Raw genomic sequence first — 22,585 nt, forward strand, 5'->3', positions numbered from 1 at the left:
AACTCTTATAGCTCATAATGATAAAATAAAATCAGAATGAGCTTTCCTATTTTTTATCAATCATTAAACGAACGATGAAAATAAAAACAATCGTAAAAAGATAATCAACTTTTATTATTTTGTTCTTTAATTAAAAAATAAAACCATAATTCCAATATAAAACATATTTCGCTTTGACCTATTCACTAAAAAACCTTAAATTTAAATAATATTAATTTTATTTATCATCATTTTAAGAGTCTTATTTTTGCATCCAATGAATATCAAATAATTGTTATATATTACAGTCAGTGATTAAGGAGCTAAATAAAATGATACGCTGCGTTCGTATGTGGACAGGAGAAGATGGAAATTCTCTATTTGAAGAAGGCACTCTTGAGCTTAATAATATAGCAGGAGGCGATAGCCAAACCCCTACCATTGCAGTCAATGAGCTTACCTTTCGTGAAACAGTTTCTGGCGGCTCTTTTGATTGGCATCAAGACCCCGTTCCTCGTTATGTCATTACTCTTTCAGGCACTTTAGAATTCGAAACCAAAGATGGTTCGAAATTTATCATCAACCCAGGTGATATTTTACTTGCGCAAGATAATACGGGAACTGGCCATAAATGGCGGCTTATTGGTGATGAGCCTTGGCGTCGTGCTTATGTTGTCTACCAAGAAGGCACCGACCTTTGCTTCACTCCAACACAAAAATAGAGGCCATCATGAATAAACCGATTGCTGAGAATGTCGATATTGCCCTCATTGGCGCAGGGATCATGAGTGCAACACTTGGTACATTTCTCAAAGAACTTGAGCCGTCACTGACGATCGCCGTTTTTGAAAGGCTAAACGACTGTGCTCAAGAAAGTTCCCACCCGTGGAATAATGCGGGAACAGGGCATGCTGCTAACTGTGAAATGAACTACACGCCACCAAATCCAGATGGTACGGTGGATATCAGTAAAGCGCTTGAAGTTAATACGGAATTCGATCTCTCTCGTCAGCTCTGGTCTTACCTAGTCACTAAAGGAAAAATTAAAGATCCACGTGACTTTATTCACCCATGCCCACACATGAGCTTTGTTTGGGGTGAAGACAATGTAAAATTCTTAAAACAGCGCTACCAGCAGATGTCTGCTCACCACTGTTACCACAACATGGAATACAGTGATGATCCAAAACAGATCAACGAATGGGCACCACTGATCATGGAAGGCCGTGACCCGAAAGAAGCGATTGCGGTTACCCGTGTTAATACTGGTGCTGATGTCGATTACGGCGCACTAACGCATTTATTAATCGCGCAATTAAGCGAACAGTCCGGCTTTTCAATCCATTATAAGCATGAAGTCATTGATGTTAAAAAAACCACCGATGGCAGATGGAATATTGAAGTTAAAAACCTTGTGACCCATGAAAAAACAATCACTTCCGCGAAGTTTGTGTTCGTGGGTGCAGGCGGTCGAGCGATCGAGTTACTACAAAAATCGGGGATCCCTGAAGGAAAAGGGTATGGTGGGTTCCCTGTCAGTGGGATCTGGCTGCGTTGCGATAACGAAGAAATTGCCTCTCGCCACCATGCAAAAGTTTACGGTAAAGCCGACAAAGGCTCTCCACCAATGTCTGTTCCACACTTAGACACGCGCATTATTGGGGGTAAACGCTCTCTCTTATTCGGGCCTTATGCCGGTTTTTCGAGTAAATTCCTTAAACACGGCTCTTATTTAGACCTGTTTGAATCGGTGAAATTGAATAACCTTGAGCCAATGCTTGCGGTGGCGAAAGATAACTGGTCACTCGCAGAATACTTAGTAGGCCAAGTGCTGCAAACTTCTGCTCACCAATTCGCCATGTTGCAACAATTCTACCCAGAAGCACAGCATGAAGATTGGAAAGAGGTGGTTGCAGGGCAACGAGTACAAATTATTAAACCTGACCATGATAAAAAAGGGGTTTTAGAGTTTGGTACAGAACTGATTACCAGTGCAGATAAATCATTTACGGTATTGATGGGAGCATCTCCGGGGGCATCGACAGCGGCATTTATTGCACTAAATGTATTAAAAACCTGTTTTGATGAGCAACTCAAGGCCGATGGCTGGGAAACACGCTTAAAAGATATCATTCCAACCTATGGAATTGATTTAAAAACAGATGCAAAAGCCTGTTTAGATATTCGTACTGCGACAGCTAAAGTTCTAAAACTAGATAATTAGTGACTAATTAGGTTGGGAAATAACTTCCCAACCTTTATTGAGGTTTAGAATAAAATCACCCGAAAGCCAGGGTTCAAAAAAGACTCCCTAGGCGTGTAATCAAGCGTTTTTCCATTCCAATCAACAACTTTTGCCCCTGCAGCAATCGCAATCGCATGCCCAGCCGCAGTGTCCCAAATATTTGTAGGCCCAAAACGTGGATAAAGCTGCGCTTTTCCTTCTGCGACTAAACAAAACTTGAGTGAAGAACCAATTTCTACTGTCGTGTGTTCTCCCATTTGTTTTAAATAATCCATTAATTCATTATCTTGATGGGAACGGCTAATAACAATAACCGGTGGTTTAGCATCATTTACATGAATAAGTTGCTTATGACCACCTTCTTCCTTCCATGCCTGATTGCCTTCAGCGTAATACAACAACCCTTTGGCCGGGGCATATACCACCCCCATTGTTGGTACACCATTCTCGATAAGGGCAATATTAACCGTAAAATCCCCATTACGATTAATAAATTCTTTCGTTCCATCCAATGGGTCAATCAACCAATAACGTTGCCAATTCTGCCTAATTGGCCATTCTGGCGGGTCTTCTTCGGACAATTGGGGGATATCAGGGGCAATACGAGCAAGACCCTCTGTGATCACATTGTGGGCGGCAATATCGGCCTCGGTAACAGGCGAATTATCACTTTTGTGTTCAACCTGTAAAGGTTCTTGCGCATTATATGTTTCCATAACTGCATAACCCGCTTCTTGAGCTAGTTCGCAAATTTGCTGTAGCATGTTATTCACCTCTCTGATGACCCTTTACAGCAAGAGTAGCAATTGTGTGAAATTAACGCCATAAAAAAAGCCCCAAAGTCCAAAGACAATGAGGCTTTTTAGCTGTGAACTGAACTAACAGAAATTATAAAATTTCAAGTAATTCAACTTCAAATACTAATGTGCTGAATGGCGGGATTGATGCGCCAGCACCACGCTCACCATAAGCTAATTGATGAGGAATATATAATTCCCATTTAGAACCAACAGGCATCAGGGTCAATGCTTCAATCCAACCCGGGATAACACCGCTTACAGGAAACTCTGCTGGCTGCCCACGCTGTACTGAGCTATCAAACACAGAGCCATCAATTAAACGGCCTGTATAGTGAACGCGTACGCGGTCTGAGCGGGATGGGATTGCGCCATCACCTTGGTTAACAACTGAAAATTGTAAGCCAGACTCAGTCGTTGAAACACCATCACGCTTTTGGTTTTCATCTAGGAATTTTTGGCCTTCTTCTGCTAATGCTGCCTGACGCTCAACACGAACGGCATCTGCACGCTCATGAATTTCACGCAGTGCTTTATGCAATGTTTCAACAGGCACTGATGGCATATTGCCTTCTAAAGCGTCAACGAGGCCGGCTAAAATTGCATTTGGCACTAAACCTTCTAGCCCTGACTCTAATAATTGCTGCCCAACTTGTAGACCTATGCCATAACTCGCTTGAGCTTCTACCGAATCGAAATTTTGGTTTGCCATGAAAACACCCATATGATTTTGAGAAAAACCAAGAATAGCAGCCCCATCCTTATGGGTAAACCCAAACAATGGATCTAAAGAATAAAACTGATTGATTCTCCACAAATATATTCAGTGTTCTCTGAAAAATTCAGTCAAACGCTAAAAATGTCTAAAAAGGGTGCTAGTATGCGTATAAATACAGTCTAATTTACTCATTGCCTCATCAAGGAGGAGTGATGCTTAAACTTTCAAAATTTCATCGCTATGGCATTGCACTGCTCGCCCTAATTGTTGTGGTCGCTTTCTTTTGGCCTGCTAGCGATAAGTCCCCTAGCGATATTGTCCAAAACCAGCCTATTGTCATTCCTCCACCCCCAGCTCCTGAGGTCATGCCTGAACCTACGATTACACCACCAATACCTGAGCCAGTACCGGCACCTGAAGGTAATTCCCCACTTTTACCTACTGAGCCTGAAATTATCCCAGAGCCTATTGAGCCTGAGCCCAATGAGCCGCCTTCAACGGTGACTTCACCAGAGAACACGCCAGAGCCCAAAACTCCCCGCCCTTCAGCTAATGAATGGCAAAGCTACCAAGTACAAAAAGGGAAAACGCTTGCACAACTGTTCCGCGATAATAACTTACAAGCCAATGACGCTTTTATTATGGCTCGCGTTGAAGGTGCCGAAAAACCACTGAGTAATTTGCGCCAAGGGCAAAAAATTCGTCTAAAAGCGAATAAAAAAGGTGAAATTCAATTATTAGAAACAACTGCATCTGATGGGAAAACGTATAGTTTCGCGCGATTAAGTGATGGCAGTTACTATCGGACTCCGTAGTACTTTTAGGGTAGCTTGTGTCAGAGCTACCCTAAAATTTTGTCTGGAACATCGCTATATGTATTGATTTTTACCTAGCAATAAATAACAAATATTGTCTTTCACTACAATGCTAGGTAACTGAAAATTATTATGCTAATAAAAAAATGGGTTAACGCTTTTTTAGGTACTGTTTTATTATTACTTGCCGCTATTATTGGTTATGTTTTATGGATTAAACTCAATTCAAATGCACTTTGGAACATTGTAAATGAGCAGTGTATTCCATTGCAGCAATCTGCCCTATCTTGTCTAAAAATCGATAATGATCAACAGTATGTGCTGTTCAAAGATAAAAAAGGGCCATTGCATAACTTAGTCATTCCTACCGATAAAATCACAGGTATTGAATCCGCACGGTTACTTGAGCGAAATACACCAGACTATTTTGCTATCGCCTGGCAAGAAAGAGAAAGTGTGTCGTCACAAGCGAAAATCTCAATTTCTGATGATTTGCTCGCTGTTGCAGTGAATTCCCAATATGGCCGCTCCCAAGACCAACTGCATATTCATATCGCATGTTTGAAACCTGAAGTTAGTCAACAACTTAATCAAGTTTCATCGGAGATCACAACCGACTGGGCTAAGTTATCAACTGAACTTGTCGGCCATCACTATTTAGCCAAAAAACTCCAAAAAGCCCCTGCCAAATTCGATAATGCATTTAATCAACTCAATGAATACGTTGTAAAACATCATGATGAAATGGGCAATTATGGCCTAGCGATGGTGCAGCTGAAAGACGGTTCAAAGGTGTTGCTCGCAAACCGTTTTAGTATATGGGATTTGAATTTAGGTTCAGCGGGGGAATTACTCGACTACCAATGCTTGGCAAATCAATAAACTAAATACCAGAAAGCAAAAAACACCGGACTTAGCCGGTGTTTTTTATTGCACCACGGATCGCTCAGTGGTGCATACCATCATTATTGATTACTCAGCAACGATGATAACGTTCAGCTCTGCGAAAACATCGCTGTGTAACTGGAAGTGAACTTCGTGGTCACCAGTAGTACGCAGAACGCCGTTTGGCAGGCGAACTTCGCTTTTCGCAACTTGAACGCCAGCCGCAGTGATTGCGTCAGCGATGTCACGAGTACCGATTGAACCAAACAGTTTACCTTCGTCACCAGCTTTAGAAGCTAAAGTTACAGAACCCAGAGCAGTAACAGCTGCTGCACGAGCCTGTGCTGCTGCCAGAACGTCAGCTAATTTAGCTTCCAGTTCAGCGCGGCGTGCTTCGAAGAATTCAATGTTTTTCTTAGTCGCAGGAACAGCTTTGCCCTGTGGAACTAAGAAGTTACGAGCATAGCCCGATTTAACGTTAACCTGATCACCCAGGCTACCTAGGTTAGCTACTTTATCAAGCAGAATAACTTGCATTACCTTATCCTCTATTAGTCGTTAATGGACTGTACCAATTACTGATGACGATCAGTATATGGTAACAGAGACAGGTAGCGAGCGCGCTTGATAGCACGAGCGAGCTGACGCTGATATTTTGCACGAGTACCAGTGATACGGCTTGGTACAATTTTACCACTTTCAGTGATGTAGTTTTTCAGCGTTGCGATATCTTTATAGTCGATCTCTTGAACGCCTTCCGCTGTGAAACGGCAGAACTTGCGACGACGGAAATAACGTGCCATATGGCTAGTCTCCAGAATCTATCAAATCAATCTGCTCGGCATGGAGGACTATCTTGCTGATCCCATTGCGCCCTTGATGGGTACTAATGAAACCGCTTACTGTAATCCAACTGCCGACCGTTATACTGTGAGTATGAGCTTGTAAGGTTTGTCCGCTGGCGATAATGGGCATTCTGCACCATGCTTGCCTTGACAACCCCGCTTCCTGTTGTTGTGAACGATGTTCTAAAACAAACTGGCAGTGAGGAATGCCTGACGGACTCACTTTTCGAATCAATGCTTTACAGACTGTGCCTGTCAGCACCAAACGATTAGTGGTCACCTGCGCAATTACTCTTCAGAATCCCCAGTTTCTTCTACTTCTTCATCCTGATATTCATCAGACATGTCACGGCCACGACGTTCGTCTTTAGCTTTGACCATTGGAGAAGCTTCTGTTACTGCGTGTTTTAAGCGCATAACCATGCTGCGGATAACGGCATCGTTGAAGCGGAAGTTAGTTTCCAGCTCATCAATCGCTTCCTGCGGTGCTTCTACGTTCAGAAGAACATAGTGTGCTTTGTGCAGTTTATTGATTGGGTAAGCCAGTTGACGGCGGCCCCAGTCTTCCAGACGGTGAATCTGACCTTGTGCGTTAGTGATAACAGCACTGTAACGCTCGATCATGCCCGGAACCTGTTCGCTTTGGTCAGGATGGACCATAAAAACGATTTCGTAATGACGCATTAGTAGTTGCTCCTTACGGATTATTAGCCTCCTGTCTGGGTTAACCGCGGCCCGCGGAGGCAAGGAACTTATTGAGTGCGGCTAAAAAATTGACGCGTAACTATACCCATCCCTGAGATAAAACTCAAGAGATGGATGTCGTTTATACTAAATATTATTTTTCTGCAGAAACGGGTAAGCGTTGACGCACCGCTTCAAATAAACAAACCCCTGTCGCCACTGACACATTTAATGATGACACCGAGCCTGCCATAGGAATACTGATTAACTCATCACAGTGTTCACGCGTTAAACGGCGCATGCCTTCGCCTTCAGCCCCCATCACTAGCGCTATCGGGCCCGTTAGTTTGCTTTGATATAGGTTATGGTCAGCTTCACCTGCCGTTCCCACAATCCATACATTATATTCTTGCAGCAAACGCAATGTCCTTGCCAGATTCGTCACACGAATAAGAGGAACATTTTCTGCCGCGCCACAAGCCACTTTTTTCGCGGTTGCATTGAGCTGAGCTGATTTATCTTTAGGAACAATCACAGCATGAACACCTGCCGCATCAGCACTACGTAAGCACGCACCTAAGTTATGTGGGTCTGTCACACCGTCCAATACCAATAAAAATGGCGATGGTGTACTTTCCAATAAATCAGGCAAGTCGCCTTCTTGATACTGTTTACCAGGTAGTACTTTCGCAATAATACCTTGGTGAACTGCGCCTTCGGTCTGGCTATCCATCCATTGGCGGTTCGCCACTTGAACGACAACCCCTAGTGCTTCAATTTCGTGCACCAGCGGCATTAAGCGGCGATCTTCACGACCTTTCAAAATATAGACTTCTTTAATGCGTTGCGGTGAACGCTCAAGTAAGGCTTTCACTGCGTGAATGCCATAAATCATTTCGCTCATAAATTTCTTATTTATTAATATAAATAGTAAAGTGGCGTATTAACGCCACTTTGGTTAATAACTATGGTTAATAACTACAGCAAAAACATTATCCCTCTTGTTTTTGGGATTTTTTTGCAACACGTTTAGCTTTTAATTTTGCTGTAATTTTTCGCGTTTTATCGGAAGGCTTTTTGCCTTTTCCTTTCGCCTCTGGTTTAGCCTCGGCTTTTTTTCCTTTTTTCTCGGAACGACGAAATGCAGAATCAGGCTCAAAGTTTTTATCTTTGCTCGCATCCGCTTTTCGACGAGCTGGACGTGCCGCATTTTTCACTTCTTGCTTCATTTTGTCCCGAGCGGTTTTGCCTGGGTTTTTCGCTTTACGGGTGGTTGAAATTAATGCGAAATCAATGGTGCGCTCATCCATATGCACCGCTTCAACGCGAATTTCAACTTCATCACCAAGGCGGTAAGTCGTACCTGATGATTCACCAATTAAACGCTGACCAACTGCATCGTAACGGTAATAGTCATTATCTAACGTTGAAATATGCACTAAACCATCAATAAATAAATCATTAAGGCGCACAAAGAAGCCAAAACCAGTCACACTGGTAATTAAACCTGTGAAGGTTTGGCCAACTTGGTCTTGCATAAAATCACATTTCAGCCAGTCCGCCACATCACGCGTCGCTTCATCAGCACGGCGTTCAGTCATTGAACAGTGCTCACCCAGCTGTAACATGCTGTCCATGTCTGAATGCCAACCACCGGTTTCTGTCCAGCGCTTATCTGAATGGCCATGCTCTTTAGCCAACAAATATTTTATTCCACGGTGTAACGTCAGGTCAGGGTAACGACGAATTGGCGATGTAAAGTGGGCATATGATTTCAAACCTAAACCAAAGTGACCGCGGTTTTCAGGATCATAAATCGCTTGTTTCATTGAACGTAAAATCATGGTTTGCAGTAATTCATGATCAGGGCGTTCAGCCACTTCATTCATGACTTGCGCATAATCTTTTGGTTCTGGCTTCATTCCGCCCGGCAGAGTCAACCCTAATTCGCTGAAAACAGAGCGTAAATTCATCACGCTTTCTTCTTTAGGACGGTCATGCACACGGTACAACGCAGGCTCTTCATTTTTCTCAACAAACCGAGCGGCTGCAATGTTAGCTAAAATCATGCATTCTTCAATCAATTTATGTGCATCATTTCGCTCTACAGGTTCGATACTTTCAATACGGCGTTCTGCGTTAAAAATGAATTTCGCTTCTTCAGATTCGAAGGAAATTGCACCGCGCTCAATACGTGCTGCATCAAGTGCTTTATATAGTTGATGCAAGTGCTCAATATGCGGCACTAACGCTTTATAGTGCTCACGCAGTTCTTCATCCCCTTCCAAGATTTTCCATACTTTTGTATAGGTTAACCTTGCATGAGAGCTCATAACCGCTTCATAGAACTTGTACGAAGAAAGCTTACCGGATGCTGACACCGTCATTTCACACACCATACACAGGCGGTCAACACCTGGGTTAAGTGAGCACAGGCCATTCGATAGGACTTCCGGTAGCATAGGAACGACTTGAGATGGGAAATATACCGAGTTACCACGGCTACGGGCTTCTGTATCCAGAGCCGTTTGCTGGCGAACATAATAGCTTACATCCGCAATTGCCACCCATAAGCGCCAACCCCCGCCTTTTTTCGGTGCACAGTATACTGCATCATCAAAGTCGCGAGCATCTTCACCGTCAATGGTGACTAACGGTAAGTCGCGTAAATCCACGCGCCCTTTTTTCGCAGACTCAGGGACGTGTTCACTCAGGTCAGCGACTTGTTTTTCAACTTGTGGTGGCCATGAGTGTGGAATTTCATGAGTACGTAAAGCGATTTCTACCGCCATACCTGTTCCCATGGTTTCACCTAATACTTCAATGATATTCCCCACCGCTTGCGAGCGACGTTGTGGACGAGTGACTAATTCAACCACCACCACATTACCCATGCGAGCGCCAAGAACACGATCTTTCGGTATCAAAATATCAAAACTTAAACGGCTATCATCCGGTACGACAAAGCCCATACCCGATTCGATAAAATAACGGCCAACAATTTGGTTATTACGTGGTTCTAACACACGAACAACCCGAACCTCTGTGCGTCCCTTACGATCTTGTCCGTAAGGTTGCGCAAGAATAACGTCGCCATGCAGGGCGCGTTTCATTTCGTCTTGAGATAAATAGTAATCTTCTTTTTTACCATCAACGCGCAGGAAGCCGTAGCCATCACGGTGACCAATGACTTTTCCTTTTAATAAGTCTAAACGCTCCGGTAATGCATAGCACTTACGACGAGTGAAAACCAATTGACCATCACGTTCCATGGCTCTTAACCGACGACGCAACGCCTCTAATTCATCTTCTGTCGATAAATTCAATAATTGTGCGATTTCTTCGCGATTGGCTGGTGCAGTACGCTTCGAGATAAGGTCAAGAATATATTCTCGACTTGGAATTGGGGACTCGTATTTTTCTGCTTCTCTTTCCTGAAAAGGATCTTGTGACATCGTTACCTCCGTTGTCATCAGAATTCATAACTACCGCGAATGCTAATCAAGCAGTAGTTGATAGAGCGGGCTGTTGTCTTTCACCATGTCCGCCAGCGTGTATTGATCAAGTTCTTGTAAAAACTGCTGTATTGCTTGGTGTAGCACACCTTTTAAACGACACGCAGGTGTAATGTGGCAAAATTCACCACTACAATTAACAAGGGTCAGGGGTTCTAGTGATCTAACGACATCCCCTATACGAATAGATTCTGCTGGTTGGCCAAGTGTGATCCCGCCATTTTTGCCTCGAGTGGCTTTAATATAACCTAAGTGACTGAGCTGATTAATAATTTTAACCATATGGTTACGAGAGACACCATAAACTTCAGTGACTTCTGTGATACTGGTCATTTTCCCTTCAGGGAGAGATGCCAAATAGATCAACGCACGTAATCCATAGTCTGTAAAACTTGTTAGCTGCACAATCACCTCAAAATTTTTTGGCTAAGCCAATAGCTATCTCGTCATGTATGTCTTATTAATCTCAAATTATAGACAAATTACTTTCTATCTTTTTGTCTTAGGCCAATATTTAGGTACAAGATAATGAAATTTACTGAGACTAATTTCGCCTCCGTTTGACATCGCAAGATAGCATTTTATTAGCGTTTAGCTTATCTACTCTACAAAGAAAAAACAGTTTTATCATGGAATAACTGGATGACCTGTTACCTTTATAGGGTATTTATTGCTCAATCTTTCTGCTATACATTTACAACAAATAACATCAAAGAACAATCGAACACATAATAGCACATATTTTTTGGCGACTCGTGTTTCTTGAGCTTACTCCACTTTATCTATACTGTTTAAAAGGGTTTACAGAGAAATCACCACTGACTTATCACTTTTAACATCAAATCTTTTTATTTGATTCGCTATACAATAAAGAGCCAGTATCATAAAGAGGTGACTTAGGAGAATATGGAACAAATCATTGAAATATATAATGATATATCAGAAAACACTTTCTTAATGGCCTCTTTTTTAGTCGTCATATTGCTATTAACATGGTTTGTCGGAAAAGTCATTTTTTTACGGGTTGCGAGAAGGTTATTACCATTATTCACTAATTTAAGTGACGATGAGTTAATTGATGGTATCGCTCGGAAAATTGCATCGATCGTCGCGGTAACGCTTGTACTTTATATTAACCAGATGCTGCCTTCCCTTTCTGATGAAGTAAACATTACATTTAAAACTATCTGCTGGGCGCTGATTATTATTAATGTTGCCGCATTAGTTAACGATGGCTTAGATGTGTTTATTATCCGTCAGTCAAAAAAAATATTACATCGTAATAATTCGATAAAAGGCTATATCGAAATAGCGAAAATTATTGTTTGGATAATTTCCTTTATCTTGATCATTGCGTTGATGACCGAACAGTCCCCGATTATTATTATTTCCAGCTTCGGTGCTATCGCTGCGGTATTAATGTTTGTATTTCAGCACACACTATTATCGTTTGTGGCCAATATATTAGTATCAAACGGAAAGGTGTTAAAACTGTATGATTGGATTGAGCTACCAAGTAGTAATATCAGTGGCGAAGTTATCGATATCGCGCTACATACTATTACCGTTCGAAACTGGGATAACACCATTTCACGCATTCCTACCAAAGATTTTTTAACTGAAAAATATACCAACTGGCAGCCCATGTTTTCCTCTGGAGGCCGTCGCATCAAACGTAGCTTTTATATTGATCAATCGTCAATTTCCTTTGCAACAGAAGATCTCTTCAACGAATTAAAAAATACCCCTCCCTTGCGCCAAAGCATAGAAAGTATGTTAGAAGCACGAGGTGAAATTGGGGATGTAAATGAATGGATGATAAATAATGGCGTCACTAACCTACAGCTATTTAGAAAATACATTCTAAATTGGATAAAGCTGCGCGGCGATGTCAGAACAGATATGTATTTGGTCATACGAACAATGCCGCCAACACCAAATGGTTTGCCTGTTGAAATCTATTGTTTTACACGCTCAACCACTTGGGTTGATTATGAAGAGGTTCAATCCGAAATTTTTGAGTATGTTAATGCATCTGCTAACTACTTTAAGCTACGTATTTATCAACACCCAGCTGGGAGTGATCTCGCTAATTTAAAATATCAGTAGTAGATAACAAAAAACACCGAACAAGTCGGTGTTTTTTTCATCTAATTAAAAGTACTTGCTAATACATGCTATGAGCAAGCCAGTACCTAATCAGCCATTAGACTATGCGTCAAACGGGTCACGTAGAACCATAGTTTCTGAACGATCTGGGCCCGTTGAAATAATATCAACTGGAATACCCGTTAGTTCTTCAACGCGTTTGATGTAATCCAGAGCTGCCTGTGGCAGTAATTCTCTTTGTTTCACACCAAAAGTCGTTTCTTTCCAACCTGGCATTGATTCATAAACTGGCTCTAAACCATCCCACTCATCTGCAGCTAAAGGTGTTGTTTCAAGCACTTTGCCATCTGGACGACGGTAGCCTACGCAAATTTTAACTTCTTCTAAACCGTCTAAAACATCCAGTTTAGTCATACAGAAGCCCGACAGTGAGTTGATTTGCACTGCGCGATTAATCGCAACGATGTCTAACCAACCAGTACGGCGTTTACGACCCGTAGTTGCACCAAATTCTTGGCCTTTTTCACGCAGGAATTCACCCACTTCGTCAAACAGCTCAGTAGGAAATGGGCCCGCACCAACACGAGTTGAGTAAGCTTTAATGATACCCAATACGTAGTTAACATAGCGAGGACCTAAGCCAGAACCAGTTGCCACGCCGCCAGCTGTCGTATTTGAAGAGGTTACATAAGGATACGTACCGTGGTCGATATCTAATAATGTCCCTTGTGCGCCTTCAAACATCACGAATTCATTCTTCTGATTTGCTTTATAGAGCAGATCAGAAACATCAATTACCATGCCAGTCAGGATATCAGCCACAGCCATGATATCATCTAACGTTTTTTGGTAATCTACAGCAGGTTCTTTATAGTAATGAACAAGTTGGAAGTTATGGTATTCAACGATTTCTTTTAATTTTTCTGCGAACGTTGCTTTATCGAATAAATCACCAACACGCAAACCACGACGAGCAACTTTATCTTCATAAGCAGGACCAATACCACGACCTGTTGTTCCAATCGCTTTGGAACCACGTGCTTTTTCACGCGCATTATCTAATGCGATATGATAAGGCAGGATCAGTGGGCATGCTTCAGAAAGACGTAAACGTTCCCGAACAGGAACACCGCGGTCTTCCAATTCTTTCATCTCTTTCATTAATGCGTCAGGCGATAAAACGACGCCATTAGCAATAATACTGATGACATTTTCACGAAGAATACCGGATGGAATTAAGTGGAGAACGGTTTTTTCACCGTTTACAACAAGAGTATGGCCAGCATTATGGCCGCCCTGATAGCGAACTACGTATTTAGCACGCTCTGTCAGCAAGTCAACGATCTTGCCCTTCCCTTCGTCACCCCATTGGGTGCCCAGTACGACAACGTTCTTACCCATTTTGAAATACACTCGGTTGCTTAAAAATGAATTCTACCATCAAAAATGAACTGTTCCAGTGATATTTTGGCAATACAAAAATTTTTTTCTGGAAAGCAAGTAAAATGGTATTTTTTATTTCTGCCGTAAACTCAAAATGAATGCCATCAGTTGAGCAGTTCAAATTTTCCCTGAAAAATCCTATACTTAAAACGACAGGCGAAAAAAAGCCCACCGAAGCGGGCTTTTCTTTAATAGATTAACAGTTATTTTGCTAGGTTGCACGCAACTTAGCTTGTTATTAATCTGTCGCGCGAAGCTTAGTTGGTGCCTTCATAAAGCGGAAGAAATCAGTGTCTGGGCTTAATACCATCACGTCTTCACCACTCTTGAAGCTTTGCTCATAGGCACGCAAGCTACGAATGAACGCATAGAACTCGGGATCTTGGTTGAATGCATCAGCAAACAGTTTCGTTGCCATCGCATCACCTTCACCTCGGTAAGTCAGTGCGGTACGCTCTGCTTCAGCCAACGTTTCTGTTACTGTTTTATCAGCCACAGCACGGATCTTAGTTGCTTCTTCTTGGCCTTGCGAACGATGCTGACGCGCGACTGCTTCACGCTCTGCACGCATACGCGCATAGATAGCTTCAGAAACTTCGTTTGGCAGTTCGATACGTTTAATACGTACGTCGACAACCTCGATACCTAACGCTGCCATACTGTTTGCATTCACAACCAGTGGCTTCAGGTTCGTTTCTTCTTCAACACGTTTTGCCGCATCCGCAATCGCTGCATCCGCTTCTTTGGTTGCGTCGTCAATTGCAGTACCTTTGTTCAAGGCATCACGCACATCAACAGTTAAACGGCCACGTGAGTCGGTGATGATGTCTTTAACGCTTAAACGACCAAACTCAGAACGTAAACGGTCACTAAATTTACGTTTTAACAGGGTTTCCGCTTGGAATGGGTTACCACCGCCAGTTGCTACATAGTAGCGACTGAAATCAGTAACGCGCCATTTCAGGTAGGAGTCCACCATTAAGTCTTTGTTTTCGCTTGTCAGATAACGGTCAGCTTGAATTTCAAGAGTCTGAATACGTGCATCTAACATTTTCACAGTTTCAATAAATGGAACTTTGAAATGCAGGCCTGGCTCATAAATGATCGGTTTATTTTCAGAATCACGTAGAACCTTACCGAAACGCAATACGATACCGCGGTCAGTTTGAGGAACAATAAAGATAGATGCGTATGCAACTGCCAAGATGGCAATAACGATAACAATTAGCGATTTACGCATGATTATTGTCTCCCTACTCTAACAGCATCACCACGAACAGCGTTGTTTGGCTGCGCTGGTGTTGCAGCAGATGATGACGAATTGTTGCTTGGCGTCGCCATTCTTGCTGACGGATTAGCTTTTGACGTTGAAGCTGCATCTGAATTTGTACCGCGCATGATTTGGTCAAGCGGCAGCACTAACATGCTGTTGCTCTTATCATTCGCAATCACTTTACGTGTATTACTTAACACACGTTCCATCGTGTCGATATACAGACGCTCACGGGTGATCTCTGGTGCAGCACGATATTCAGGTAACATTTTCGCAAAGCTTGCGACCTCACCCTCTGCTTTGAAGACCACACTCGCTTTATAGGCTTCGGCTTCTTCAATCAAGCGTTGTGCGTTACCTTTTGCCAGTGGAAGAACTTCATTTCGATAAGCGTGCGCTTCACGAATAGTTTTTTGTTCTTCTTCCCTTGCTGAGATTACGTCATCAAACGCTGCTTTAACATCTTCAGGTGGACGCGCTGCTTGGAAGTTGACGTCAAGCAGTGTGATCCCCATTTTGTATGGTGCAATTGTTGCTTCGAGCTCTTTCTGTGTAACATCACGGATAAAAGCACGATTCGTAGTCAATACTTGCTCCATAGCAGATTGACCAATTACACCACGCACAGCGCTATCTAGCGCCTGACGCAGACTATTGTCTGGGTTTGTGACACTAAATAAATATTGTGCAGGGTCAGTAACACGATACTGAACGTTCATTTCAACGCGGATCACGTTTTCATCGGACGTTAACATCATGCCATTTGTCGCTTGCTCACGAACAGTTTCCACGTTGACAGGAACAACCCTATCAATGAAGGTTGGTTTCCAGTTCAAACCTGGCCCAACAACACCACTGTATTCACCAAAACGTAATACTACGCCACGGTCACTTTCTTTGATGGTGTAGAAGCCTGAACCTGCCCATACAACAACGATAGCAGCAAGAGCTAACATACCTAAACGACCGCTGATTTGTGATGGCTGTTTATTATCGCCATCACCACCGCCGCCTTTATTTGCACCAAGCTTGCTGCCTAGTTTACGAAAGAGATCGTCGAGATCATAAGCCCCACGTTTTCGACCACCTTTGTTCCCGCCAGAGTTGCCGCCTTTATTGCCGCTTCCCCACGGATCGCGGTCTTGTCCGTCATTACCGGGCTGATTCCACGCCATGTTTTAGCTCCATTCTTTATGATTGATTTTCAGGGCTAAGAGCGATAGGGCTCTTAATATCAATTCCATTGCCTAACTATATTATTAACGACCAAAGCAACTAAATAACGTAGTCAGGTAATTGCTGCTCTTGTTTGCACAGACGCCGCCAATCCACCATTGGCATACGCACCTCAAGGCCAATTGAGCCGTCTTCTTCCTGCCATTCACGTTCGATTGACTGAAGTTGATAGAAACGGCTACGTAAACGGCCTTCATTCGGTGGTAAACGCAATTCAACATGTGCGATTTCACCTGAAAGACGTTCCGTCAATGCCTGTAGCAACAATGGGATACCATCACCCGTTTGCGCTGAAACCCAGACACGAACCGGCTTGTTATCCTCATCTCTGTCAATACGCGGGACAAAATCCTCCAGCATATCGACTTTGTTCATCACTAAAAGTGTTGGTATTTCATCCGCTTCGATCTCTTCTAACACGCTTTCAACTGCATGAATATTCTCATCCAAGCGATTATCAGCTGCATCGATAACGTGTAGCAATAACGTTGCTTCGCGTGTTTCTTGCAGGGTTGCTTTAAAAGCGGCAACCAAATCATGAGGTAAATGGCGGATAAAACCCACAGTATCTGCAAGCACTACAACACCCACATCTTCGACATCAATACGACGAAGTGTTGGGTCAAGCGTTGCAAATAACTGGTCAGCAGCATAAACATCAGCGGCCGTCATGCGGTTAAACAAGCTTGACTTACCAGCATTGGTATAACCGACAAGCGAAATAGTCGGGATATCGGCCTTACTTCTCGCTTGACGCCCTTGTTCACGCTGTTTTTCCACCCGACTAAGACGAGATAAGATTTGTTTAATTTTATCTCTTAATAGCCGGCGGTCGGTTTCAAGTTGAGTTTCACCGGGACCTCGTAAGCCAATCCCGCCTTTTTGTCGCTCTAAGTGCGTCCATCCCCTCACTAAGCGAGTCGATAAATGCCTTAACTGAGCTAATTCAACTTGGAGCTTACCTTCGTGTGTACGTGCGCGTTGAGCAAAAATATCTAAAATCACCCCTGTACGGTCAACCACCTTACATTGGCAAATCCTTTCGAGATTACGTTCTTGAGCAGGGCTTAGAGTATGATTAAACAACACCACATCTGCACCACTTTCCTCAACAGCTTGGGCAATTTCTTCTGCTTTACCTTCCCCAACAAAAAACTTTGGATGAGGAGCTTTACGACTGCCCGTGACTATTTGTACTGGTTTCACGCCAGCAGATGTCACAAGTGACTCAAATTCCGCTAGATTATCAACGTCTTTCTCTTGAGAAAAAAAGACATGGACCAATACAGCTAGTTCACCGCCTTCATACCTATCAAACAAGGTGTAACCTCTTAGGCTAAACAATAATTGCAAAGGAAAAACACAGGTACAGTCTCCCTACCCATGCTTTCCTTGTCTTTTAGCGTACAAACTTACTCAGTTACTTCGCCATCTTGCGCTGCTGGGTTACCTGACTGGTAATTACCATTACCTGTGCTACCAGTAGTACCGCTATGATGAGAAACAGGGCGAGCAGGGACAACAGTCGAGATAGCATGCTTATAAACCATCTGGCTAACTGTGTTTTTTAATAAAATAACAAATTGGTCAAAAGACTCAATTTGCCCCTGCAATTTGATGCCATTAACGAGATAAATAGAGACCGGAACCCTTTCACGACGTAATGCGTTCAGGAACGGATCTTGCAAAGATTGCCCCTTAGCCATTCTATGTTTTCCTTATTTTGTTGTTTTTAAAAGAGAATCTTTTAGATTCCAAAAAGTAACTACTCAAAAATTGCGCTTAACGTTCTAATTGTACACAAACATCAGTCCTATGCACGCATAACCTGCATAACGGTGCTAAGCGCTTGCTGAGGTTGTTCACTATCTAACCAATGAACATTTTCCCAGCTTCTTAACCAGGTAATTTGACGTTTTGCCAATTGGCGAGTTGCACAAATTCCCCGATAAATCATATCATCATGGCTAATTTCACCATCTAAATATGACCACATTTGCCGATACCCCACACAACGAATTGAAGGGAGATCGACATGTAAATCATTTCGTTGATGCAATTTGCGAACTTCTTCTTCAAAGCCCGCCTCTATCATCAGATGAAAACGTTGTTCTATGCGCTCATGTAAAATTTTACGATCTTGTGGCGCAATAGCAAACTGAAACACATTATAAGGCAATTCTTCCCCAGCTGTTTGTGTCATTTCAGTCAAAGTTTGTCCCGAAATGAGATATACCTCTAAAGCACGGGATAATCTTTGTGGATCATTAGGGTGGATCCTTGCCGCAGCAACTGGGTCAACCTCAGTAAGACGGCGATGAATTTCCCCCCACCCTTGTTCTTTAGCAATGTGTTCAATTTCAGCACGCACTGTTGGGTCAGCTGAAGGAAGTGGTGAAAGTCCTTCTAACAAGGCTTTAAAATACAACATTGTGCCGCCAACTAATAATGGAATTTTACCTTGCGAGGTAATTTCGGCCATGGCTTTTAATGCGTCACGGCGAAAATCGGCAGCACTGTATGGTAGAGACGGATCGAGAATATCAATCAGACGATGGGGAGCTTGGCTGAGTTCTTCTGCTGTTGGTTTTGCTGTGCCGATATTCATCTCTCGGTAAATTAGTGCCGAATCGACACTAATAATTTCCACAGGCAAATGCTTGCGAAGTTCTATCGCCAAAGCGGTTTTACCTGAGGCAGTTGGACCCATTAGGAATATTGCGTCAGGTTTTTTCTGAGTTGCTAAATCACTCATTTGTTAGTGTAGCTACCACGGATTGTAAATTAATTAATTGTAATAATGTTGGTGGAGGGTTTTTCACCCACTGCGGGCATACCCGCTCAACATCTGCCAACAACTGAATAGCCTGTGCTAAACTCCAACTTTCTTCTGTTTTAACCTGTGAAACTGCTTTAGCAAGCCATTGTGCAATCTCTTCGTCAGTGACGCTTTCTTTTCCCGATAAAAAATCGAGTAGCTCAGAAAAAAGTTGTGATAAATTTTGTGTTCTTAATGGTAACGATACCGTATGAATTGTTACTTTTCCATGTAATATCGTGGCTTCGATACCAAATATTGTCAATTGTTCCTTGTACCGCTGTAAAACCTCTATTTCCTCATTTTTAAGTGACACTTTTAGAGGTATTAATAATGGTTGGGGCTTCAATGCTCCACCATCCGGTGACAATTGTGACAATTTCAATAAATAGTTAGCTTCCGTTAAGGATAACAGGATTAGCCCTAACGAAGACTCAATTAATGCAAAGTTTTTTGCGTAAATTGTCAATACTTTGCCAAAAAGGTAGTTATCCGCATTTTTTGCTACAGGTTGTGACGATATTTGCGGTGAGTTTATCGGTTTACGTTCAGGAAAAAGCGGTTTTTTATCTTCAGGCGCAACAGGAATAGACATTAGGCTCTGATACAGTTCACCGGCTTTTTTGTCATAAGTTGAACCAAATGTTTTTGCTTGCGCATTTTCTGAAAAACCTGACGTTGATTTCGGTGAAGAAAAGGCGTGATTTACCGCACTATCCTTTAAGTAACTTGCCTTTAAGTGGCTAGCCTGTCTATCAGGTGTTTTAGACTCTTGAACGGTATTTTCGATTCGCGTATGGTTTTCTGTCTTAAATTGCTTAGGGGCCACGCTAGGAGGAGAAGAAAAATAGTTTTCCCCCGCAGAAGACCGATTTTCCAGTTCTGTATTCACCGGCTCGATACCCGGGAGCTCATCGATAGATGCAGCTTCTAATAATACCGTTCGTACCGCTTGATAAATAAAATCATGTACCAGACGTGCTTGGTGAAAACGAACCTCATGTTTTGCAGGGTGTACGTTAACATCAACTTGTTTTGGGTCAATGGTTAGATACAAGACATAAGCTGGCTGCTGGTTTTCGTCTAAATGCCCTTCATAAGCTTGACGGATCGCATGATTAATCAGGCGGTCACGCATCATGCGGCCATTAACATAGCAATATTGTGTTTCGCTGCCCGAAGTCATTGATGGAGAAACGACCCACCCTTTGATTGCAAGATCGCTATGTTCCCAAGACAACGCTAAAGCGCCTTGCATGAAGCCTGTCCCACAAATCGTACCGAGTCGTCTCTCTTGCTGCGCCTCATCATGAGCAGCACGGTATTGTTTCACCAATTTGCCATTATGAGTCAGATTGATAGCGACATCAGGGCGAGACAGCGCAATTCGACGAACAATTTCATCAATGTGGCCGAATTCGGTTTTTTCTGTGCGCATAAATTTACGGCGAGCTGGCGTATTATAGAATAAATCTAATACCTCAACCGTTGTGCCATTAGGATGAGCGGCTGGTTTAACCATCACCTCCATCTCGCGCCCTTCTGCGTATGACTGCCACGCTTCGCTTTGCTCTGCTGGTTTTGATGTCAACGTTAAACGTGAAACGGAGCTAATACTCGCGAGTGCTTCACCGCGAAACCCCATACTCATAATGGCTTCAAGGTCATCCAATGTGGCAATTTTACTGGTCGCATGGCGAGCTAAAGCCAGAACAAGTTCATCTTTACCGATGCCACAGCCATTATCCCGAATACGGATCAGTTTTTCTCCACCACGTTCAATGTCGATATCAATACGAGTTGCCCCGGCATCAAGACTGTTCTCTACGAGCTCTTTAACCACTGACGCAGGCCTTTCGACCACTTCACCTGCCGCGATTTGGTTGGCTAGTTGTGGGGAGAGAATATGAATTGCCATGTCTCCCCCTTATTGTGGCGCTGCTTGTATTGGATTTGCCAAGAAATATTGACGTAATCCTAAATGAATTGCTTCTGCGACTTTATCTTGGAATTCATTCGATTTTAGCAACTGCTCTTCTGCGGTATTACTAATAAACCCAGTTTCCACTAAAATCGATGGGATATCAGGGGAACGCAATACACCTAAGCTTGCATGCTCAGGTGTTTTTTTGTGAATATTACCGACTTTTCGCAGCTGTTCGATCACTTTAACCGCAACATCATACCCAACACGTTGAGAGTGACCGAATTGCAAATCTAAAACGGCTTGGCTCAAATAAGGGTCCGCACCACTGAGAACATCACCCGCCCCGCCTAATAATTCTGATTGTTTTTCACGTTGTTCAAGCCAACTACCCAGCTCACTATTTGCACGTCGATTAGACAATACCCACACTGATGCACCCCGTGCGCTGCTATTCGGGGCCGAGTCAGCGTGAATAGACACCAACATATTAGCCCCTTTCTTACGTGCCACATCAGAACGACCACTAACGGAAATAAAGTAGTCTCCGTCACGTGTCATCGCGGGCTTAAACATCGGATCGGCTTCAAGGCGTTGGTATAACTTACGTGCGACACTGAGAGTCACATCTTTTTCTTTATAGCCATTCTTACCTATCGCACCAGGGTCTTTACCACCGTGACCCGCATCAATGGCAATCACGACCTGCTTACTGCCTTTTGGCATACTCTTATATTTAGTCGGTGTTGGTGTAGCAACAGGCGCAGGCTCACTCATCTTCAACGGTTTATCTTGAGTGCTATTTGCTGCTGGTTTAACCGTATTATTAGTTCGATTAAAAGAGGTAGAACCGGATGAATTTCCAGTCGATATTGTTAACACCAACTGATATTCACCTGAAACCTGTTTAAGCACCGCTTTCGTTTTCGCCGCTCGAGATAGCTCTAAAACTAAGCGCTTGTGTTGGTTATCAGAAGGTTGGCTTGTTCGTACTAATTTCACAAGGTCCCCTGCAGGAACTTTAAGGGGTAACCCCATAATCTCACCTCGCTGTTTGATATCAACAACAAGGCGCTCAGGTGAATGCAATGGAAAATAGGCGTAATCGGGCTTTCCATCAATAAAGCTTAGCACCACTTCTGCTTGTGATGGGCTATTATTAACTTGAATATTCGATAATGTTGCCGCTTGTGCTTTTGCAGCAAACAGCCACATGACTGATACCATAAACAAGACGAAAACAGTAAAAAAACCCTTTTTTGTTATTCTGTGCATTGATGCATTCAACATGAGCAATAG

At 42.9% G+C, this 22,585-nt stretch carries 22 protein-coding genes; 5 read left to right on the forward strand and 17 right to left on the reverse strand.

The genetic code is table 11. The annotated features are described in order from the left end of the window. Nucleotides 1-311: 311 nt before the first annotated feature. Nucleotides 312-701, forward strand: a complete 390-nt coding sequence (locus PSF67_RS14880) for a cupin domain-containing protein (protein WP_102138233.1) — start codon at nucleotides 312-314, stop codon at nucleotides 699-701. A gap of 8 nt (nucleotides 702-709) precedes the next feature. Further along, entirely contained in the window at nucleotides 710-2,203 is a 1,494-nt protein-coding gene (mqo, locus tag PSF67_RS14885) for a malate dehydrogenase (quinone) (RefSeq protein WP_102138234.1), read from the forward strand. Between the two features lie 44 nt (nucleotides 2,204-2,247). On the opposite strand, the gene cysQ is transcribed toward mqo, so the two are convergent. After that, the gene (cysQ, locus tag PSF67_RS14890) at nucleotides 2,248-2,988 is read right to left on the reverse strand and encodes a 3'(2'),5'-bisphosphate nucleotidase CysQ (protein ID WP_272677227.1); all 741 of its coding nucleotides are present in this window, start codon (nucleotides 2,986-2,988) and stop codon (nucleotides 2,248-2,250) included. A 124-nt stretch (nucleotides 2,989-3,112) separates the two neighbouring features. Beyond that, entirely contained in the window at nucleotides 3,113-3,733 is a 621-nt protein-coding gene (locus PSF67_RS14895; protein ID WP_102138269.1) for a peptidylprolyl isomerase, read from the reverse strand. A gap of 218 nt (nucleotides 3,734-3,951) precedes the next feature. On the opposite strand from PSF67_RS14895, the gene PSF67_RS14900 reads away from it, so the two are divergent. Together PSF67_RS14900 and PSF67_RS14905 are read left to right on the forward strand one after the other, a co-directional pair. Then, the gene (locus tag PSF67_RS14900; protein WP_181489932.1) at nucleotides 3,952-4,554 is read left to right on the forward strand and encodes a LysM-like peptidoglycan-binding domain-containing protein; all 603 of its coding nucleotides are present in this window, start codon (nucleotides 3,952-3,954) and stop codon (nucleotides 4,552-4,554) included. Nucleotides 4,555-4,686: 132 nt separating this feature from the next. Beyond that, nucleotides 4,687-5,436 carry a CDP-diacylglycerol diphosphatase gene (locus PSF67_RS14905; protein ID WP_272677229.1) on the forward strand — a complete coding sequence of 250 codons (750 nt, stop codon included), beginning with the start codon at nucleotides 4,687-4,689 and terminating at the stop codon, nucleotides 5,434-5,436. A 90-nt stretch (nucleotides 5,437-5,526) separates the two neighbouring features. On the opposite strand, the gene rplI is transcribed toward PSF67_RS14905, so the two are convergent. From rplI to nsrR, 7 genes are all read right to left on the reverse strand, one after another. Further along, nucleotides 5,527-5,976: a 50S ribosomal protein L9 gene (rplI, locus tag PSF67_RS14910; protein ID WP_102138238.1), complete on the reverse strand. Its 450-nt coding sequence runs from the start codon at nucleotides 5,974-5,976 to the stop codon at nucleotides 5,527-5,529. A 38-nt stretch (nucleotides 5,977-6,014) separates the two neighbouring features. Further along, nucleotides 6,015-6,242 carry a 30S ribosomal protein S18 gene (gene rpsR, locus PSF67_RS14915; protein ID WP_000135199.1) on the reverse strand — a complete coding sequence of 76 codons (228 nt, stop codon included), beginning with the start codon at nucleotides 6,240-6,242 and terminating at the stop codon, nucleotides 6,015-6,017. A gap of 4 nt (nucleotides 6,243-6,246) precedes the next feature. Then, complete coding sequence (gene priB / locus PSF67_RS14920; RefSeq protein WP_102138239.1) at nucleotides 6,247-6,564, reverse strand: primosomal replication protein N; 318 nt, start codon at nucleotides 6,562-6,564, stop codon at nucleotides 6,247-6,249. A gap of 8 nt (nucleotides 6,565-6,572) precedes the next feature. Then, the gene (gene rpsF / locus PSF67_RS14925) at nucleotides 6,573-6,968 is read right to left on the reverse strand and encodes a 30S ribosomal protein S6 (protein WP_004905988.1); all 396 of its coding nucleotides are present in this window, start codon (nucleotides 6,966-6,968) and stop codon (nucleotides 6,573-6,575) included. A 154-nt stretch (nucleotides 6,969-7,122) separates the two neighbouring features. Next, the gene (rlmB, locus tag PSF67_RS14930; protein WP_102138240.1) at nucleotides 7,123-7,872 is read right to left on the reverse strand and encodes a 23S rRNA (guanosine(2251)-2'-O)-methyltransferase RlmB; all 750 of its coding nucleotides are present in this window, start codon (nucleotides 7,870-7,872) and stop codon (nucleotides 7,123-7,125) included. Nucleotides 7,873-7,960: 88 nt separating this feature from the next. Then, nucleotides 7,961-10,423: a ribonuclease R gene (gene rnr / locus PSF67_RS14935; protein ID WP_102138241.1), complete on the reverse strand. Its 2,463-nt coding sequence runs from the start codon at nucleotides 10,421-10,423 to the stop codon at nucleotides 7,961-7,963. A gap of 42 nt (nucleotides 10,424-10,465) precedes the next feature. Further along, a complete protein-coding gene (gene nsrR, locus PSF67_RS14940) occupies nucleotides 10,466-10,888 on the reverse strand; it encodes a nitric oxide-sensing transcriptional repressor NsrR (protein WP_125890703.1) in 423 nt (140 codons plus the stop codon). A gap of 501 nt (nucleotides 10,889-11,389) precedes the next feature. On the opposite strand from nsrR, the gene PSF67_RS14945 reads away from it, so the two are divergent. Beyond that, the gene (locus tag PSF67_RS14945) at nucleotides 11,390-12,592 is read left to right on the forward strand and encodes a mechanosensitive ion channel family protein (RefSeq protein ID WP_102138243.1); all 1,203 of its coding nucleotides are present in this window, start codon (nucleotides 11,390-11,392) and stop codon (nucleotides 12,590-12,592) included. 102 nt (nucleotides 12,593-12,694) lie between these two features. On the opposite strand, the gene PSF67_RS14950 is transcribed toward PSF67_RS14945, so the two are convergent. The 8 genes from PSF67_RS14950 to amiB form a co-directional block, all read right to left on the reverse strand. Beyond that, entirely contained in the window at nucleotides 12,695-13,993 is a 1,299-nt protein-coding gene (locus tag PSF67_RS14950) for an adenylosuccinate synthase (protein WP_102138244.1), read from the reverse strand. 280 nt (nucleotides 13,994-14,273) lie between these two features. Further along, entirely contained in the window at nucleotides 14,274-15,275 is a 1,002-nt protein-coding gene (hflC, locus tag PSF67_RS14955) for a protease modulator HflC (protein ID WP_102138245.1), read from the reverse strand. Nucleotides 15,276-15,277: 2 nt separating this feature from the next. Then, nucleotides 15,278-16,483 carry an FtsH protease activity modulator HflK gene (hflK, locus tag PSF67_RS14960; protein WP_272677230.1) on the reverse strand — a complete coding sequence of 402 codons (1,206 nt, stop codon included), beginning with the start codon at nucleotides 16,481-16,483 and terminating at the stop codon, nucleotides 15,278-15,280. A gap of 100 nt (nucleotides 16,484-16,583) precedes the next feature. Beyond that, on the reverse strand, nucleotides 16,584-17,864 hold the full coding sequence (hflX, locus tag PSF67_RS14965) for a ribosome rescue GTPase HflX (protein ID WP_004906004.1): 1,281 nt from the start codon (nucleotides 17,862-17,864) through the stop codon (nucleotides 16,584-16,586). A gap of 92 nt (nucleotides 17,865-17,956) precedes the next feature. Continuing rightward, nucleotides 17,957-18,250 carry an RNA chaperone Hfq gene (gene hfq / locus PSF67_RS14970; RefSeq protein ID WP_102138247.1) on the reverse strand — a complete coding sequence of 98 codons (294 nt, stop codon included), beginning with the start codon at nucleotides 18,248-18,250 and terminating at the stop codon, nucleotides 17,957-17,959. A gap of 107 nt (nucleotides 18,251-18,357) precedes the next feature. Next, nucleotides 18,358-19,299: a tRNA (adenosine(37)-N6)-dimethylallyltransferase MiaA gene (gene miaA, locus PSF67_RS14975; protein WP_102138248.1), complete on the reverse strand. Its 942-nt coding sequence runs from the start codon at nucleotides 19,297-19,299 to the stop codon at nucleotides 18,358-18,360. Beyond that, nucleotides 19,292-21,280: a DNA mismatch repair endonuclease MutL gene (mutL, locus tag PSF67_RS14980; protein WP_206276168.1), complete on the reverse strand. Its 1,989-nt coding sequence runs from the start codon at nucleotides 21,278-21,280 to the stop codon at nucleotides 19,292-19,294. Before mutL ends, miaA begins: the two co-directional genes overlap by 8 nt. 9 nt (nucleotides 21,281-21,289) lie before the next feature. Next, complete coding sequence (amiB, locus tag PSF67_RS14985; RefSeq protein WP_102138250.1) at nucleotides 21,290-22,576, reverse strand: N-acetylmuramoyl-L-alanine amidase AmiB; 1,287 nt, start codon at nucleotides 22,574-22,576, stop codon at nucleotides 21,290-21,292. Nucleotides 22,577-22,585: the final 9 nt, after the last annotated feature.

This window comes from Providencia sp. PROV076, from assembly GCF_028483405.1.
Taxonomy (GTDB): domain Bacteria; phylum Pseudomonadota; class Gammaproteobacteria; order Enterobacterales; family Enterobacteriaceae; genus Providencia; species Providencia huaxiensis.